Source organism: Phaeobacter sp. SYSU ZJ3003, assembly GCF_041300735.1.
Lineage (GTDB): Bacteria > Pseudomonadota > Alphaproteobacteria > Rhodobacterales > Rhodobacteraceae > Phycobacter > Phycobacter gallaeciensis_A.
The window spans coordinates 47,294-63,046 of record NZ_PXNU01000023.1 but is presented as its reverse complement, the minus strand read 5'-3'; the positions used below and the strand labels follow the sequence as shown (position 1 = coordinate 63,046).

Sequence of the window (15,753 nt, the reverse complement as noted above, 5' to 3'; positions counted from 1 at the left end):
TTGCGATGGCCCAGACGGACGTGATTGCCTTTGGCGAGGTTAAGGCCGACCCCAAGGAGCCTGTCGAGGTGACAGCCGATGCGCTGGCGGTCAACCAGGCCGATGGCTCGGCCGAATTCACTGGCAATGTGCTGATCATCCAGGGGGTGATGCGACTGTCTGCGAACCGGGTTCTGGTGATCTACAAGACCGATGAGACCGGCAAACGTGGCATCAACCAGCTTGAGGCGACCGGCGATGTGCTGCTGGTCAGCGGCCCGGACGCCGCAGAGGCCGAAAAGGCAGAATACACCATTGATAGTGGCACCATCGTGATGACCGGCAATGTCCTGCTCAATCAGGGAGCCAGCACGCTGACCTCGAACCGGCTGGAGGTGAACCTGACCACCGGCACCGCGAGCATGGCCGGACGGGTCAAGACCATCCTGAACCCGGATGGCGGCAACTGATGGCGGCAAAACCCGAACTGAAAGTCACCGAAGGCTCTTCCGGCCTCAGGATCGACCACCTGCGCAAAAGCTATCGCAAGAAGGTGGTGATTCGTGACGTGACCATGCGTCTGGACCGGGGCGAGGTTGTCGCCCTTCTGGGGCCGAACGGGTCGGGCAAGACCACCAGTTTCTACGCCATCGCCGGCCTTGTCTTTCCCGAGGCGGGCACCGTCACCATCGACGGGCAGAACGTCACCAACCTGCCGATGTACCGCCGCGCGCGGCTTGGCATTGGTTACCTGCCGCAGGAAATGTCCATTTTCCGGGGCCTGTCGGTCGAGGACAATATCTCGGCCGTGCTGGATATTGCCGTCAAACACGACCACAAGCGGCGCGAACGGCTGGAAGAGCTGCTGTCGGATTTCTCTATCGAACACCTGCGCCGCGCCCCTGCGCTGGCCCTGTCGGGCGGTGAACGGCGCCGGGTGGAAATCGCCCGCTGCCTGGCGGCGGATCCGAAATACCTGCTGCTGGATGAACCCTTTGCCGGGGTCGACCCGATTTCGGTTGGCGATATCCGCCATCTGGTCGCCGATCTGAAGAAACGCGGCATCGGGGTGCTGATAACCGATCACAACGTGCGCGAAACCCTCGAAATCGTTGATCGCGCCTATATCCTGCATGACGGTCAGGTTCTGATGTCCGGCAGCCCCGAAGAGGTGGTCGAGAACGAAAACGTGCGCCGCGTTTATCTGGGCGACAATTTCCGTATTTCCTGAACCGAACCGTACCTTTCGGGCCTCGGCCTGTTCCTGCCGGTTTCCTATTCCTTCACCATCTGCATCGCTTCTCCATTGACTCTTTTCGTCAGTTGTCATGGAATTGAAGTATGGCAAATGTGCAGTCCGATGCAGTCCGCAAGCTGGCCTTGGCAACAGGGTCCGCATGGTTGCTTCCGGCGTATTTGCCTTATCCCCTCATCCGCAGCTGACGATAGTCTGCCGGGCTTGGCCCCGGCGGTGTTGCGGGTGGTATTATTGTGAAGGAGATCACATGCGTTACAAAATCAGCGGTCAACAGATCGACATCGGCGAAGCGTTGCAGTCCCACGTTAAGGATGAACTGGGAACGGCTGTCGCGAAATACGCAGAGCGCCCGACGGACGCCACCGTGGTCTTTTCCCGTTCGGCGCATGAATACGTCTGCGAGGCCACCGTTCACCTGTCCACCGGTCTGACCGCTCAGGCCAAGGCTCATGCCACTGAAATCTATGCGTCTTTCGAAGGCTGCTGCAACAAGATGGAAAAACAGCTGCGCCGCTACAAACGCCGCCTGAAGGACCATCACCGCGACCGCAGCGAACCGGTTGAACATTTGGGCGCCAGCTCTTATATCCTCGCCTCTGATGAAGCGGAGACCGGGACCGAACCCGACTCGCTGCAGCCGATCATCGTGGCCGAGATGGAAACCAAGATCCCGTCCCTGTCCGTTGGCGAAGCAGTGATGCAGATGGAACTGGCCGGGGCGCCCGTTCTGGTTTTCCGCAACGAAGGCAAAGACGGATTGAATGTGGTTTACCGCAGGGATGATGGCAACATCGGTTGGATCGATCCTTAAGCAGTAGCCCAGCGGCCCACCGGATAAGGTGGTCGAGCGGAGCAAATGACCGAGATGCAGATTTTCAAGATCCTCAAACCGGACGCCGTCCGCGTGATTGGTGCAGCCTCAAGCAAGAAGCGGCTGTTTCAGGAGATCGCCGAGGTCGGGCATCTCGCCTACGGTCTCAATCCGCAACCCACGGTTGAAGCGCTGCTTGATCGGGAAAGCCTGGGCCCGACAGGGGTAGGACACGGTGTTGCCCTGCCCCACGCCCGCCTTGATGGCCTCTCCGAGGTCTGCGGCGTCTTCGTGACTCTGGAAAAACCCCTGGATTTCGCGGCTGTCGACCGGCAACCCGTCGATATCGCCTTTGCGCTTTTCGCGCCCGAGGACGCAGGCGTTGAACACCTAAAAGCGCTGGCTCTGGTCTCCCGCACCCTGCGGGAGCAGAATTTCTGCACCAAACTGCGCGCCAATAACGATCCGGCGACGCTGTTCACCATTCTCACCGAAAACCAGCCGGTTCAGGCTGCCTGAGAGCGGCATTGAACAGTCTATGGGGAAACTGCCCTTGTTCAGGGCAGACACTCTTCAGCGCTGCGGCCTCCAGGCATCGAACCCCAGCATCACATAATCCCGCTGATAGAGCGCTGTGATCATCTCCTCCAGCGCTGCATCATGAATATCGCCCAGCGTATAGGGCTGCGATCTCGGCTGTGACGTCGCATAGGCAGGCGCGGAGGCTGCAAACCTTTGTGCCAGCGCGGGAAGTTCAGTCGCCAGCTCCTCTTCGCGCAGGATCAGGTCTGGCGGGCCAAGTTCGGCAAAGCCCGACAAGGCCTGTGACTGGCTGGACCATTCGGCATCGACCCGGATCGAGGTCTGTCCGGCAAGGTTGGCTTTGACAAAGCTCAGGAACCCTTCAAAGGCAGCGCGGTGATCGGCGCGGGAATAATTCTCATCCGGGCCATCCTTGGGCAGCGGCACCTTGAATTGACGGCGCAGGGTTTCGCGAATGGCGCCATAACTGCCCGGCCCCTTTTGCAGAATGCGCTGGCAAAACACCTGGTGAATTCGCTCGGCCGGGTGACGCAGAACGGTGAAACTGCGAAAGCCCTTGTTCTGAGTTTTCCACTGGCGGAGTTCTTTCTGGTTCATCCCGGAGATCAGATCCTCCGACGTCACACCATCCAGCGCTGCCAGCCATTCCGCCACGGCTTCCTCGGGCCCGCCCCGCATCGGCATGTAAAGGAGCGGCGTCTTGGCGGCGGCCAGATAGCCGCGCACCGCCGGACCACGGCGCGGCTCGAAATTCGGCGTGCGCGACAGGTTGAACCAATCCATTGCCGCCAGTGCTGCCGTCATCTCATCCGGGTTGGCCACCTTGGACAGGGTCGGCGCCGGGTTCTGCCGCTTCAGCTTGTCATCCAGTGCCTCCAACCGGGAGTTGACGCCCAGCCATTGTGCCAGACCGTTCATCACATCCAGATTCTGCAGGTCTTCATAATCCACGTAGAATGCGGTCTGGCCTGAGGACTGAAGCCGGTTCATCAACGTGATCTGAAACGCCTGAAGATCCTCGACATGGCGGGAAAACTCCACCGCATCGAACTCCGCCTGCGCTTCTTTGCGGCGCTTGATATTGGTCAGCTTCCACTGGCCGGTGGCCGCAGCGATCTTGCGCGAGACGTAGCTGTCCAGCGGGTTGCGGGTCAGGATGATCTTGGCGCAGCGAGGATCCTCCAGCGCAATGTCCAGAACCCGCGGATCGTGATCGTGGAAATACCGAAAGCCGCCAAAGGCATCGGGCTGCGACCGGATCCGATCGATCAGCTTGCCAGGGTCCGCTTCGCGCATCTCCTGCGTCAGGCCCAAGATTTCGGTGCGGTTCGGGTAGCCGATGAAATGGGGATTGAAGGCCTCTCCGTGGCAGATCACCCCTTCTAGCGCGTTGAGGTTGGACTCCAGAAAATTGGAGCCCGTGCGCATTTCAGCAAAAACAACGAAGTAATCAAAGGGTTTGGTCATCAGAACCTATCGCACCAAATACGGTTTTCGGGGGGACTTTGGCATGCTCACCGGTCCTTGTTCCACCGGGAAATCCCCCATCAGATAGGGGTGCATGCCCTGGTTCTTGAGGTTCTGCAGAAACTGTCCAAAGCCCTCCAGATCCGCCATCGTCGGCGCCTCGTTCAGATGGCGCGGGGCCTGCGCCCCAAGATCTTCCAGAATGGCCTGCAGGGGCTCCATCGGTGCCTCGACAAATTCCGCCATGGTCCAGATGCGGACGCGGGCCTTGGTATGCTGATCACGCAGCAGATGCAGATGCGCAGCCTCGATCCGCTGCAGGCGCGCCGCGATGCGCCGCAATTCGGAAAAACTCTGCGTCGAGCGGAACAAGGGCACCGCCCAAGCGCCGCTGATCACCGACACATGCGCATTGGGATCGCCTGCGATAAAGGCGCCGATTTTCTGGTTGTCCTGCGGGCCAAACTGGAAGCTTTGCCGTTGCCCCCGAGTATTCCAGATCAGATTGGTGAGGAAGCTTTCGGGATTATAGTCGCGCAATTTCGCCGTATCGCTGAGTGCGCCATTGATCATGCTGTCGCCATCGGCGAATTCGGCCCTATCCGGCGCAAACAGATGGCCATGCACCCGGCTGCCCGTGGTCCGGTTCAGCCAGCTTTCAAAATCGACGAAGAGTTCAGCAAAGCCCTGGAACACCGAATAGGGATTGGCGGTCACATTGCTCACCGACCATTTGCTTGGGAAGCGGCTTTGCATGTAAAGACCCGGCCGCCCGCGGGTGCGCCGCTCCACCGCCTTGGAGAAGACCCGGTCGATCTTGCCTGGGTTGGGTTCCGTCCGTTTCATCGCCCCTGCCGGATCGGTCAGGAAGGCATCATAAAGCCGCTGCGCCCGTGGCCAGATCTTGCGGGCGACGAAACAGTCGGACCGGCGCAACAGCTGCAGGTGATCGTCATAAAAGATATGCGGTTTGCCCTCGAAATCGAACTTCGACAGGGTCAGCGACCGGCTTTCGATCTGCGCCGAATGCTGCCGCGCGAGGGTCTGGAAATAGCTTTCGTCGGGGATCCAGACCTTCTTGAAGTAGCGATCATGGATTGGCCGGTCCGGGTCCTCAAGAATCGCCGACAGGGTGCGGCGGGTCAGGCACCACCATTGGCTGCCCATATGGGGCACCAGACCGGGCGGGATGCGCCGCTTGATCCGCAGCCTGCGCTGCAGATTGACATAACCATCGAATAGCGCGCGCTGCTTTTTCCAGGAAAAGGGAAAGCGCAGGGTAAAACGTTCCACATCCAGACCGCCCACGATCCAGGGGACATCGGCGGTGGTCGCGCTTTCGATGAAATCGGTTTGCGGGCGGGCGGCCAGATAATCGACAAGTTCCTGCACCGGTCTGAGCGGCAGGCAGGATCCCGACGACAGGTAGACGTGGCGCACGCCGGGACAGGACCGCAACATCATCTCCGCTGCCGATTGCGAGGCGGCGACGATGCCCCAGGTGCCCCATTCGCAGGTGTGGCGCGGCGAAAACCGGATCAGCTGCTCATCCGACAGCCCATCGCGGAAGGTTTTGAACGTGGTCTGCGGCACCTTACGGTCCACATGGATCACCACCGGGCAGCCCGCCGCCGCCCAGTGGCGCGCCACCTGCTCGGCCCGCTCCAGCGCCGTATGCACCAACATGACGATGCCGACCGTTCCCTTGGTAGCCTCTTCCTTGCTGGTCTGGCCTGCGCTGCTCATGCCCAGTTGCCCTTGGACATGAGACCCAGAATCTCAAGCTGGCGCCAGTTGATGTATTTCTCGCTCCATTTGCACCACAGGTCCGGTTGCTCGGCCAGGGACGCGGCATAGGCCTTGTACTCGGCCGATTGCGCATAGTGCTGGCTGCGCGTCATCTCTTCGCGGGCCTTGTCACCAAAGGTGTCCAGAAACTTGGTATGGAGCAGCGCGCCGCTGGTCTTTTCACCGCCATTGGTCTCATAAACTCGGTTCAGGCCGCGCGGCAGCAGAGCATGGGTCGAACTGACATAGGCGTATTTCCGGTCCCATTTGACCAACGGAATCTTGTTCAGCGCCGGCGCCTTCTTTGGCCGGTCGGCAAAGAACATGCGCGCACGGGGGCCGCCCTGGATCCACAGGTTGCCATAGGTTGGGTTCGGGCTGATCGTGTAATTTCCGCTGTCGAACCAGTTGGCGATTTCCAAGGGATCCTGACCGGGCTGATAAGCCGCATCGGTGACCTGCCCCTTGGGATAAACATCGATCAGCATGGCGGCAAAACTGCGGATCGCGGAATTGTCCAGCCAATCGGTCAGCGCCCGGATCGGGCGTGTGTCGCAGAAGGGATAGATGAACAGCTCATCCGGATCGACCACCAACACCCAATGCCCATGGGCATAGCGGCGTTTCAGCGCATTCATCCAGTCCACGCCGTAGTTTGCCCGCCGATAGCTCGCATCACTATGCCAGAGGGACACATCCGGCATGCCTTGCAGATAGTCGCGGGTGCCGTCCTGCGATCCGTTATCGACAAGGAGAAAGTGATCGACTCCCAGATCGCGGTAATAGTCGAGAAAGTAGGGCAGGCGGATTTTCTCGTTCCGCATCGTGGAAACCAGCAGGATATCATCCGGCCGGATCTGGCCGGTTTTGTCCTGAATGGTCTTCAGTTCACGGGATTTACGCAAGGCTCGGGCCAGCCTGTACCTGCGCCGTACACGCATACGGTAAGAATCCCAAAGACCCACGGCTACTCCATATCCGTCTGTTTCCGACCCTGTACGCTCCGCGCGGGTAGGCCCCGGCGCGCGACTGCCTGCGTGCAATATGTCACGCGCCAATTCTATTAACAACGAATTTAGAAACAGTTACGGGGGCTACACGCACCACCGAACCCGGGCAATTCACACCCTACCACTCGGGCGCCCGCATCAACCCCAGATCGGCCAGTTGCTCTGGCCCTGTGTATTTCAAAGCTTTCTCAAACCACAGGTCCGGGGCCGAGGTCAGGTGATCGTAATAAGGATCGAAATCCTCGGACGTATGGAAGTGCTGTTTTCGCTGCTTTTCTGTTGCCGATTTTGCGACAATTTCGGGCAGGAATTTTGTGTGCAGCAGCACGCCCGACGGCTGCGGCCCGCCCGGCCCGTCTTATAGGGCGTTCAGCGCCGGCGGCAGCGCCGCATGAGTCGAATTCACATAGGCGTAGCGGCGGTTCCAGCGGATCAGCGGGATCTTGTTCAACGTCGGAGAGCGATGTGGCTCCCCGGCAAAGAACACCCGCTCCCGCGCGCCGCCCTGCAGCCACAGGTTTCCCATCGGGTGCTGCCGGACCGCACGGTAAGGCACCGCATCGAACCACTGCAAAACCTCCAGCGGGTTCTGACCCGGCCTGTAGCTGACCTGATTCAGCGGCCCGCGCGGATAAAGATCCAGCATCATGGCGCCAAACCCGACCTGCCCGCTGCGGTCCAGCAGTTCGGTCAGCGCACGCATATCATGGTTGGCAATGCCGCCATAGGTCAGCAGTTCATCCGCATCCACCGTCAGGCACCAGTGATCCCTGCCATAGGTCATCAGCAGGAAGGTCAGCCAGTCCAGCCCGAAGCGGGAGGCCTTGTAGCCCGCGGACGTCTGCCAGAGCGAGACATCGGATTGCTGCCGCAGCATCTCTGCGCTGCCATCATCACTGCCGTTTTCGATGATCAGGAAGTGCCCGACGCCGAGGCGCCGGTAATAGTCCAGGAAATACGGCAGCCGCGTCGCCTCGTTGCGCAGCACAACAAAGGCCAGAATGTCCTCTGCCCCGATTGCCGCGGTCTGATCGCGCAACAGGCTCAGCTGGTGACGTGAGCGCCAGGAGCGCCACAGAAGCCGCCGCCGTTTCCACCGCATTCGGTAGGCCGCACGCCAGCCGATATCCGGCATCTCGGCGGCGGAGCGGGGCGGCTCCATGCTCAGGCCTCGTAATTGCCCGTCTGATGCCATTTCCAGGCATCAGCGATCATCATCTCAAGACTGGAACGCTGTGGGTTCCAGCCCAGATCTGTGATCGCCCGGGTCGATCCCGACACCAGTTTGGTGCAATCGCCCGCCCGACGCGGCCCCACGGTGCAAGGTACCTTGCTGCCGGTGACCTCTTCGGCCTTGTCCATGACCTCGCGCACCGAAAACCCGCTGCCGGTACCGAGGTTGAAGATCTGGCTGCCCTTGCCATCCTTCAGCCACTGGAGACCCAGAACATGGGCATCAACCAGGTCGCAGACATGCACATAGTCGCGGATGCAGGTTCCATCGGGGGTGTCGTAATCGGTGCCGAAGATGGTCAGCGCATCGCGTTTGCCGTCGATCGCATCCAGCACCAGCGGCACCAGATGGGTTTCGGGACGGTGGAATTCGCCGACTTCAGCCTCGGGATCGGCGCCAGCCACGTTGAAATAGCGGAAAATCACCGAACGCAGCCCATAGGCGGCACCGAAATCCTTCAGGATATCCTCGACCGCACGTTTGCTGGCGCCATAGGCGTTGAGCGGCAGCTGCGGCGTGTTCTCGTCCAGCACCACGTTGTCATGTTCGCCATAGGTGGCACAGGTTGAGGAAAACACGAAATCAAGGCACCCGGCAGCAACCGCGGCTTCGATCAGGTTCAAAGATCCACCTGTGTTATTGGCCCAGTAGCGGCCTGGCTGGCTCATCGCCTCCCCGACTTGACTAAGGGCCGCGAAATGCATCACCGCGACCGGCTGATAGGTGGCGAAGACCTCGTCGAGACGGGCACGATCCGCAAGGTCGCCCTTTTCAAACGGGCCGAATTTGACTGCGTCCTGCCAACCGGTGACCAGATTGTCATAAGTGACGGGTGTAAACCCCGCCGCCTTCAGCGCCTTGCATGCATGCGAGCCAATATAGCCGGCACCGCCGGTCACCAGAACATTTGCCACTGTCCGTATACCCCTAATTCGATCCTGTATTACCCGGTCTCAAAACCAGAGGCTGGCCAGTGTTTCCTACTCGGCAGCCTGTCCGACCTGAGCGATTTCGGTGATATACTGCAACAGCTCGTCCCGCAATTCCTCACGCCCCAGGGCAAAGGCGACAGTGGCCTGCAGGAAACCTGCCTTGGAACCGCAATCAAAGCGCTGGCCGCGGAAGCGATAGCCGTAAACAGGCACATCTTTTTCGATGTCCTGGGCAATGGCGTCGGTCAGCTGAATCTCGCCGCCCGCCCCCTGCTTCATCTTGTTGAGATTGCGCAGCACCGAGGGCTCAAGAATGTAACGGCCAATCACCGCCAGATTGGAGGGCGCCTCGCCCATAGCCGGTTTTTCGACCATGCCACGGGCCTCGACCACCGATCCCATGTCGTTCTTCACATCCAGAACACCATAGGCACCAGCCTTTTCCGGTGCGACTTCCATCGCCGCAACCATGTTACCGCCGGTTTCGGAATAGGCCTCGACCATCTGCTTGAGACAGGGGGTTTCCGCCGCGATCACATCGTCGGGCAGGATCACCGCGAAGGGTTCGTTGGCAATCAGCCGCCGCGCACACCAGACCGCATGGCCCAGACCCAGGGCCTGATGTTGGCGGATATAGGCGATGGCGCCGCTTTCCATATTGGTGTGCTTCAGAGTTTCGAGCAGCGCATCCTTACCCTTCTTGCGCAGCTCCTGCTCCAATATCGGGGCTTGGTCAAAATAGTCTTCCAATGCCCCCTTACCGCGCGAGGTTACGAAGATGAATTCCTTGATCCCCGCCTCGCGAGCCTCGTCGATGGCATATTGCACCAGGGGGCGATCCACCAGCGTCATGATTTCCTTGGGCACCGATTTGGTCGCAGGCAAAAACCGTGTACCCAGACCCGCCACAGGGAAAATCGCCTTCGTCACTTTTTTACGCATGGTGTTCTCTCAATTATTTTCGGGGCATACTGCCCTCACTGGTTCCGGCCCCACAGGGTCGCGCACTTCACCTGTTGCGCAATCCCTGTCCGTTTCACCCTATACAAAAACACCAAAAAAAGGGTTTTTGATGACATTGGGCCATGTTTTGCCCCTATTCAGAGACCTGCCGTTGGCGTCCCGTTGGTTAGGCCGCCCCCATACGGGACATCATCTCCTCTATCCTGGGCACATCTTCCGGATTGTTCAGCTCCCAGAATTCGCGCCCCCGCGCGGTGACTTCGACACACAGAACCTTGCGACCGTTTTCAAGAAAACGAAGCTGCTCCAGCCCTTCCAAGGTTTCCAGCGGCCCTGTCTGCCAATCAGGATAGGCGGCAAGTGCGTCAGGACGGTAGGCGTAGACGCCCACATGGTGGAAAACTGGCGTATTTTCGCCATCCTTATAGGCATTTGCACAAAAAGGCAGCACTTCTTTGGAGAAATAGAGCGCACTGTGGTCCGCAGCGAAGACCGCAGTGGTGCCACCGACGCGGCCCGCGCGCCGATCTGCCAGAAGACTGTTGAGCGTTGCGCCATCACAGCGCAGCACCGGCGTCGCCAACCCCATGCCCGGGGCTGCGCGCAGAGCTTTGACCAAATCCTCGATGAACCAATGCGGCGTCAGCGGCGCATCCCCCTGAAGGTTCACGACGACCTCGTAGTCGCCGCCCAGCGCCGCATGGGCCTCGGCGCAGCGCTCGGTGCCGTTGGCGCAGCTTTCCGAGGTCATCACGACCTCGGCGCCAAAACCTTCTGCCGCGCTGCGAATCCTGTCGTCATCCGTCGCGACAACGACCCGGTCGACCCCATCGACAGCACAGGCCGCCCGCCAGGATCGTTCGATCAGGGTCTGCTTTTCACCGGTGGCTCCGGTCAATTCCACAAGCGGCTTGCCCGGATAGCGTGTCGACGCGTAGCGCGCGGGGATGACGATCAGGACAGACATCAGGCCTCTTTCAATTCAACGCCCGGAGCGTAAGCGATGAAAAACGGGTTCGCATAGCCCTCTTTGCCGTAAACAAGGGGGGAATGATCGTCGAAACGCACCACTTTGCCACCTGCACCCGACAGGACCGCGTGGCCGGCCGCTGTATCCCACTCCATGGTGCGGCCCACGCGGGGGTAAAGATCCGCTTCGCCGGTGGCCACGAGGCAGAACTTAAGCGAAGAGCCCGCGCTCTTCATGTCCTTGACGCTGTACTTGTTGATGTAGTCGTCGGTCGCCTGATCCCGGTGCGATTTCGAGGCCACCACCATCAGCGCCGCATTGTCGCTGGAGGCAACGCGGATCGGAGATGTGGCTCCAACAGTCTCAGGGTCAAAGGCACCGGTTTCCTCTACCGAAGAGCCATCAGCGAGAGTGAAGAACATGCGCTCCTTGGCCGGGGCATAGACGACGCCGCGGGTCGGCACGCCTTTTTCCACCAGCGCGATGTTCACGGTGAAATCGCCGCGGCGGTGAATGAATTCCTTGGTGCCATCCAGCGGGTCGACGATCAGGAAGGTGTCACCGCGTTCCTTGTGCGAGGCGCTCTGCTCTTCGGTGACCAGCATCATATCCGGGAACGCCGCACGCAGGCCTGCCGAAATCAGAGCATCCGCGGCCTCGTCAGCGGCGGTGACGGGGCTGTCGTCCGATTTCACCTTCACATCGAAATCATCCGAATTGTAGATCTCCATGATCTTGTTGCCGGCTTCGATCGCCAGCCGGCGGATCACGGGTACGAGCTCTTCATAGGTCAATTCGGCGTCTCCCAGACCAGGGGTTAATTGAAAATTTTCCTGCGCCCCCTTATGGTGGCTCTGTTTTGGAACGGCAAGCAGCCCGTCCCCCAATCCGCAACAAACGCAGATTACAGGCCACATGTTTCAGGTTCGCACGCAAAAAACGTCGGTTTCCGGACTCATCGCCATGGGCGAGGTGGTCTTTCATTCGGTCGTGCGGAGCGTACGGTCGAAACACAACAACGCACTGATCGCACTGGGGCTCAACCTGTTGCAGGCTGTTCTGTTCGTCGCGGCCTTTTACATCATGTTCGCGGTTCTGGGCATGCGCGGCTCGGCCATTCGCGGCGACTTTCTGCTTTATGTGCTGTCGGGGATCTTCCTGTTCCTCACCCATACCAAAACCGTCAGCGCCGTCGCCGGCGCAGAGGGGCCCAGCAGCCCGATGATGCAGCACGCGCCGATGAACACCATGGTGGCGATCCTGTCAGCGGCGCTTGGCTCACTTTATATCCAGGTGCTGTCGCTGCTGATCATCCTGTTCGTCTATCACGTCGCCTTTACCCCGGTGCATATCGAACAACCCATCGGCGCCTTTGGTATGGTTTTGCTGGCCTGGTTCACTGGCGCGGCGGTCGGGCTTGTTTTTCTGGTGATGAAGCCTTGGGCACCCAGCCTCGTTGGTATCTTCTCGATGATCTACCAGCGCGCCAACATGATCGCCTCGGGCAAGATGTTCCTCGCCAATACCCTGCCGACCTTCATGCTGGCCATGTTCGACTGGAACCCACTGTTCCACTGCATCGACCAGTCGCGCGGCTATGTCTTCATCAACTACAATCCCCACCACAGCACATGGCAATACGCCGCCTGGGTGGGTCTGGTGCTGGTGATGATCGGCCTGATGGGTGAATTCTACACCCGCCGCCACGTCTCGCTCAGCTGGAGCGCGCGCCGATAGTGGCGCACCCATACCACGTTCTTGCTTCGGTCAACCTGCCTGACGGCACCAACAGCATCTGCGTCGATATCTTCCGGCGGGATGATGGCTCGTTCGGGTTTGACCTGTTCCGGCGCGAACCCGAAGACGGACGCGGCTGGTTTTCTATCGGCTATTTTGGTGATCGCCGTTTCAACAGCGCCGCAGAGGCCGCGGTGACAGCCTGCGCCGACGTACATTGGCTGAAAGACGCAGCCCCCGACCTGGTCCAACGCTTTAAGTCACAACGCGCAGCGTCAGATTGAGCCGCCCACCTTTGGGCAAGAGCCGCGAAGACTTGAACCGGATCCGGTCCACCCCATGATAGGCCAGCCGCGCCTCTCCGCCCATGACCACCACGTCGCCGGAATTGAGCCAGAGCGAATCCGTCTTGCCGCCGCGTGTCGGATTGCCAAGGCGCAGCAGCCCGTCATCACCAAGGGAAATGGACACAACCGGATAGGAGAAATCCGCCTCGTCCTTGTCCTGATGCAGACCCATGCGCGCGTCTTCGCCGTAGTAGTTGATGAGACAGCAATCGGGCAGACGCTCCAACCCCGTCAGTTCCCGCCAGATGTCGAGAATCGGTTCCGGGATCGCGGGCCAGTCGCTGCCGCGCGGATGCTTTGGAGCGTAGCGGTAGCCCTCGGCGTCGGAATACCAGCCGAACGCCCCAGCCGAGGTCATGCGCACCGACATCTGCCCGCCTCCAGGCACCACAGGCGAAAACAGCGGCGCCGCCTTCAGAACCGGGCGCAACGCCGCGATCAGGTTCCGCTGCGCATCGGGGGTCAGATGGCTTTTGTAAATCTCGAACCCGCGCAGGCGCAGCTTGCTCATCGCCATTATTCCATTCTTAACCACGGCCCATGCAAAAAAGCGCATTGAATCGTCTTTCTCGACGCGTTCAGGCGCTTGCAGGGGCAAATTCCGCTCCCTATATACGCCGTGACGCCGGGAGATGCAGACCTCCTGGCACCGAAATCGGGGTCTGGATGCCAAAACGGGTCCAGGTCTCGGGAAATCGCCTTGAAAAGAAAAGGGATCGAAAATGAGCAAAGTTATCGGGATCGACCTCGGGACCACCAACTCCTGCGTTGCCATCATGGATGGTTCGCAGCCGCGCGTGATTGAAAACGCCGAAGGGACCCGCACCACTCCGTCCATCGTCGCATTCACCGACGAAGAGCGTCTGGTTGGCCAGCCCGCCAAACGTCAGGCCGTCACCAACCCGGACAACACCATCTTCGGCGTCAAGCGCCTGATCGGCCGCCGGTTTGACGATGCGGATCTGGCAAAAGACAAGAAAAACCTGCCGTTCAACGTGATCAGCGGCGGCAATGGCGACGCATGGGTCGAAGCCAAGGGTGAGAAGTATTCGCCGAGCCAGATCTCGGCCTTCATTCTCGGCAAGATGAAAGAGACCGCGGAGTCCTACCTCGGTGAGGAAGTGACCCAGGCCGTCATCACCGTGCCTGCCTATTTCAACGACGCACAGCGTCAGGCCACCAAAGACGCAGGCAAGATCGCCGGTCTTGAAGTCCTGCGTATCATCAACGAGCCGACAGCCGCCGCGCTGGCCTATGGTCTCGACAAGGAAGACACCCAGACCATCGCGGTTTATGACCTTGGTGGTGGTACCTTCGACGTGACCATTCTGGAAATCGACGACGGCCTGTTCGAAGTGAAGTCGACCAACGGCGACACCTTCCTCGGTGGTGAAGACTTTGACATGCGCATCGTCAACTACCTCGCGGATCAGTTCAAGAAAGAGCACCAGGTCGACCTGACCAAGGACAAGATGGCCCTGCAGCGACTGAAAGAAGCCGCTGAAAAAGCCAAGATCGAACTGTCCTCCAGCTCGCAGACCGAAATCAACCAGCCGTTCATCTCGATGGATCCGTCCTCGGGCCAGCCGCTGCACATGGTCATGAAACTGACCCGCGCCAAGCTGGAAAGCCTGGTTGGCGACCTGATCAAGGCTTCGATGAAGCCCTGCGCCGCAGCTCTGAAAGACGCCGGTCTGTCCGCGTCCGACATTGATGAGGTGGTTCTGGTCGGTGGTATGACCCGGATGCCGAAAGTCATCGAAGAGGTGACCAAGTTCTTCGGTAAAGAGCCGCACAAGGGTGTGAACCCGGACGAAGTGGTCGCCATGGGCGCCGCCATTCAGGCCGGTGTTCTGCAGGGTGACGTGAAAGACGTTGTTCTGCTCGACGTGACCCCGCTGAGCTTGGGTATCGAAACCCTGGGTGGTGTCTTCACCCGCCTGATCGACCGCAACACCACTATCCCGACCAAGAAGTCGCAGGTGTTCTCGACCGCGGAAGACAATCAGAACGCCGTGACCATTCGTGTGTTCCAGGGTGAGCGCGAGATGGCTGCCGACAACAAGATGCTCGGTCAGTTCAACCTCGAGGACATCCCGCCGGCACCGCGCGGCATGCCGCAGATCGAAGTGACCTTTGACATCGACGCCAACGGTATCGTTTCGGTCGGCGCCAAGGACAAGGCGACCGGCAAAGAGCAGACGATCACCATTCAGGCTTCGGGCGGTCTGTCCGATGACGACATCGAAAAGATGGTCAAGGACGCCGAGGACAACGCCGAGGCGGACAAGGAACGCCGCGAGCTGATCGAAGCGAAGAACCAGGCCGAAAGCCTGATCCATTCGACCGAGAAGTCGCTTGAAGAGCACAGCGACAAGGTGGACCCGTCCACCGTCGAAGTGATCGAACTGGCGGTTGCCGCGCTGAAGGACGACCTGGAAAGCGACAAAGCCAATGCCGAGAAGATCAAGGCTGGCATCCAGAACGTCACCGAAGCGGCGATGAAACTGGGCGAAGCGATCTACAAGGCGCAGGCTGAAGAAGGTGAAGAAGAACCCACAGCTGCTGACGAAGCCAGCGGCCCGGGCGACGACGACATCGTGGATGCCGAATTCGAAGACCTGGACGGCGACAAACGCTAAGGTCTGAATCATTGGCTTGACCCTCGGGCCGGTCCGGACCCCGGACTGGCCCGTTTTACGTTGAGGCAGAAG

The 15,753-nt window shown here is 59.9% G+C and carries 17 protein-coding genes; 7 read left to right on the top strand and 10 right to left on the bottom strand.

All coding sequences use genetic code 11. The annotated features are described in order from the left end of the window. Positions 1–5 precede the first annotated feature (5 nt). From C6W91_RS10385 to C6W91_RS10370, 4 genes are all read left to right on the top strand, one after another. Positions 6–449, top strand: coding sequence for an LptA/OstA family protein (locus tag C6W91_RS10385; RefSeq protein ID WP_370570795.1), 444 nt, complete (start codon positions 6–8; stop codon positions 447–449). Next, positions 449–1,210: an LPS export ABC transporter ATP-binding protein gene (gene lptB, locus C6W91_RS10380; protein ID WP_274837887.1), complete on the top strand. Its 762-nt coding sequence runs from the start codon at positions 449–451 to the stop codon at positions 1,208–1,210. The genes C6W91_RS10385 and lptB overlap by 1 nt, the downstream gene beginning before the upstream one ends. A gap of 274 nt (positions 1,211–1,484) precedes the next feature. After that, positions 1,485–2,048 carry a ribosome hibernation-promoting factor, HPF/YfiA family gene (hpf, locus tag C6W91_RS10375; protein ID WP_065272102.1) on the top strand — a complete coding sequence of 188 codons (564 nt, stop codon included), beginning with the start codon at positions 1,485–1,487 and terminating at the stop codon, positions 2,046–2,048. 54 nt (positions 2,049–2,102) lie between these two features. Continuing rightward, complete coding sequence (locus tag C6W91_RS10370) at positions 2,103–2,567, top strand: PTS sugar transporter subunit IIA (RefSeq protein WP_370570794.1); 465 nt, start codon at positions 2,103–2,105, stop codon at positions 2,565–2,567. 54 nt (positions 2,568–2,621) lie between these two features. Here the strand turns inward: C6W91_RS10370 and C6W91_RS10365 are convergent, their stop codons facing one another. From C6W91_RS10365 to cysQ, 9 genes are all read right to left on the bottom strand, one after another. After that, positions 2,622–4,058, bottom strand: a complete 1,437-nt coding sequence (locus tag C6W91_RS10365; protein ID WP_274837886.1) for a sulfotransferase family 2 domain-containing protein — start codon at positions 4,056–4,058, stop codon at positions 2,622–2,624. A 6-nt stretch (positions 4,059–4,064) separates the two neighbouring features. Next, positions 4,065–5,804: a beta-1,6-N-acetylglucosaminyltransferase gene (locus C6W91_RS10360; protein ID WP_274837885.1), complete on the bottom strand. Its 1,740-nt coding sequence runs from the start codon at positions 5,802–5,804 to the stop codon at positions 4,065–4,067. After that, positions 5,801–6,787, bottom strand: coding sequence for a glycosyltransferase family 2 protein (locus C6W91_RS10355; protein ID WP_274837884.1), 987 nt, complete (start codon positions 6,785–6,787; stop codon positions 5,801–5,803). The genes C6W91_RS10360 and C6W91_RS10355 overlap by 4 nt, the downstream gene beginning before the upstream one ends. Before the next feature lie 187 nt (positions 6,788–6,974). Then, a complete protein-coding gene (locus C6W91_RS10350) occupies positions 6,975–7,184 on the bottom strand; it encodes a hypothetical protein (RefSeq protein WP_370570791.1) in 210 nt (69 codons plus the stop codon). 30 nt (positions 7,185–7,214) lie between these two features. After that, positions 7,215–8,018: a glycosyltransferase family 2 protein gene (locus C6W91_RS10345; protein WP_370570790.1), complete on the bottom strand. Its 804-nt coding sequence runs from the start codon at positions 8,016–8,018 to the stop codon at positions 7,215–7,217. A 2-nt stretch (positions 8,019–8,020) separates the two neighbouring features. Then, positions 8,021–9,004: a UDP-glucose 4-epimerase GalE gene (gene galE, locus C6W91_RS10340; protein WP_065272096.1), complete on the bottom strand. Its 984-nt coding sequence runs from the start codon at positions 9,002–9,004 to the stop codon at positions 8,021–8,023. A gap of 66 nt (positions 9,005–9,070) precedes the next feature. Continuing rightward, complete coding sequence (gene galU, locus C6W91_RS10335) at positions 9,071–9,964, bottom strand: UTP--glucose-1-phosphate uridylyltransferase GalU (protein WP_274836072.1); 894 nt, start codon at positions 9,962–9,964, stop codon at positions 9,071–9,073. A gap of 187 nt (positions 9,965–10,151) precedes the next feature. Further along, positions 10,152–10,952, bottom strand: coding sequence for a 3-deoxy-manno-octulosonate cytidylyltransferase (locus C6W91_RS10330; protein WP_274831706.1), 801 nt, complete (start codon positions 10,950–10,952; stop codon positions 10,152–10,154). Then, entirely contained in the window at positions 10,952–11,749 is a 798-nt protein-coding gene (cysQ, locus tag C6W91_RS10325) for a 3'(2'),5'-bisphosphate nucleotidase CysQ (RefSeq protein WP_274831707.1), read from the bottom strand. The genes C6W91_RS10330 and cysQ overlap by 1 nt, the downstream gene beginning before the upstream one ends. 121 nt (positions 11,750–11,870) lie before the next feature. Here cysQ and C6W91_RS10320 point away from each other — a divergent pair, with 121 nt between their 5' ends. Together C6W91_RS10320 and C6W91_RS10315 are read left to right on the top strand one after the other, a co-directional pair. Then, positions 11,871–12,692 carry an ABC transporter permease gene (locus tag C6W91_RS10320; protein WP_065272092.1) on the top strand — a complete coding sequence of 274 codons (822 nt, stop codon included), beginning with the start codon at positions 11,871–11,873 and terminating at the stop codon, positions 12,690–12,692. Further along, the gene (locus C6W91_RS10315) at positions 12,692–12,976 is read left to right on the top strand and encodes a hypothetical protein (RefSeq protein ID WP_065272091.1); all 285 of its coding nucleotides are present in this window, start codon (positions 12,692–12,694) and stop codon (positions 12,974–12,976) included. Before C6W91_RS10320 ends, C6W91_RS10315 begins: the two co-directional genes overlap by 1 nt. Here the strand turns inward: C6W91_RS10315 and C6W91_RS10310 are convergent. Then, positions 12,948–13,550: an alpha-ketoglutarate-dependent dioxygenase AlkB gene (locus tag C6W91_RS10310; RefSeq protein ID WP_274829352.1), complete on the bottom strand. Its 603-nt coding sequence runs from the start codon at positions 13,548–13,550 to the stop codon at positions 12,948–12,950. The genes C6W91_RS10315 and C6W91_RS10310 overlap by 29 nt on opposite strands. Positions 13,551–13,761: 211 nt before the next feature. Here C6W91_RS10310 and dnaK point away from each other — a divergent pair, with 211 nt between their 5' ends. Next, positions 13,762–15,681, top strand: coding sequence for a molecular chaperone DnaK (gene dnaK / locus C6W91_RS10305; protein ID WP_065272089.1), 1,920 nt, complete (start codon positions 13,762–13,764; stop codon positions 15,679–15,681). The last annotated feature ends 72 nt before the right edge of the window (positions 15,682–15,753 follow it).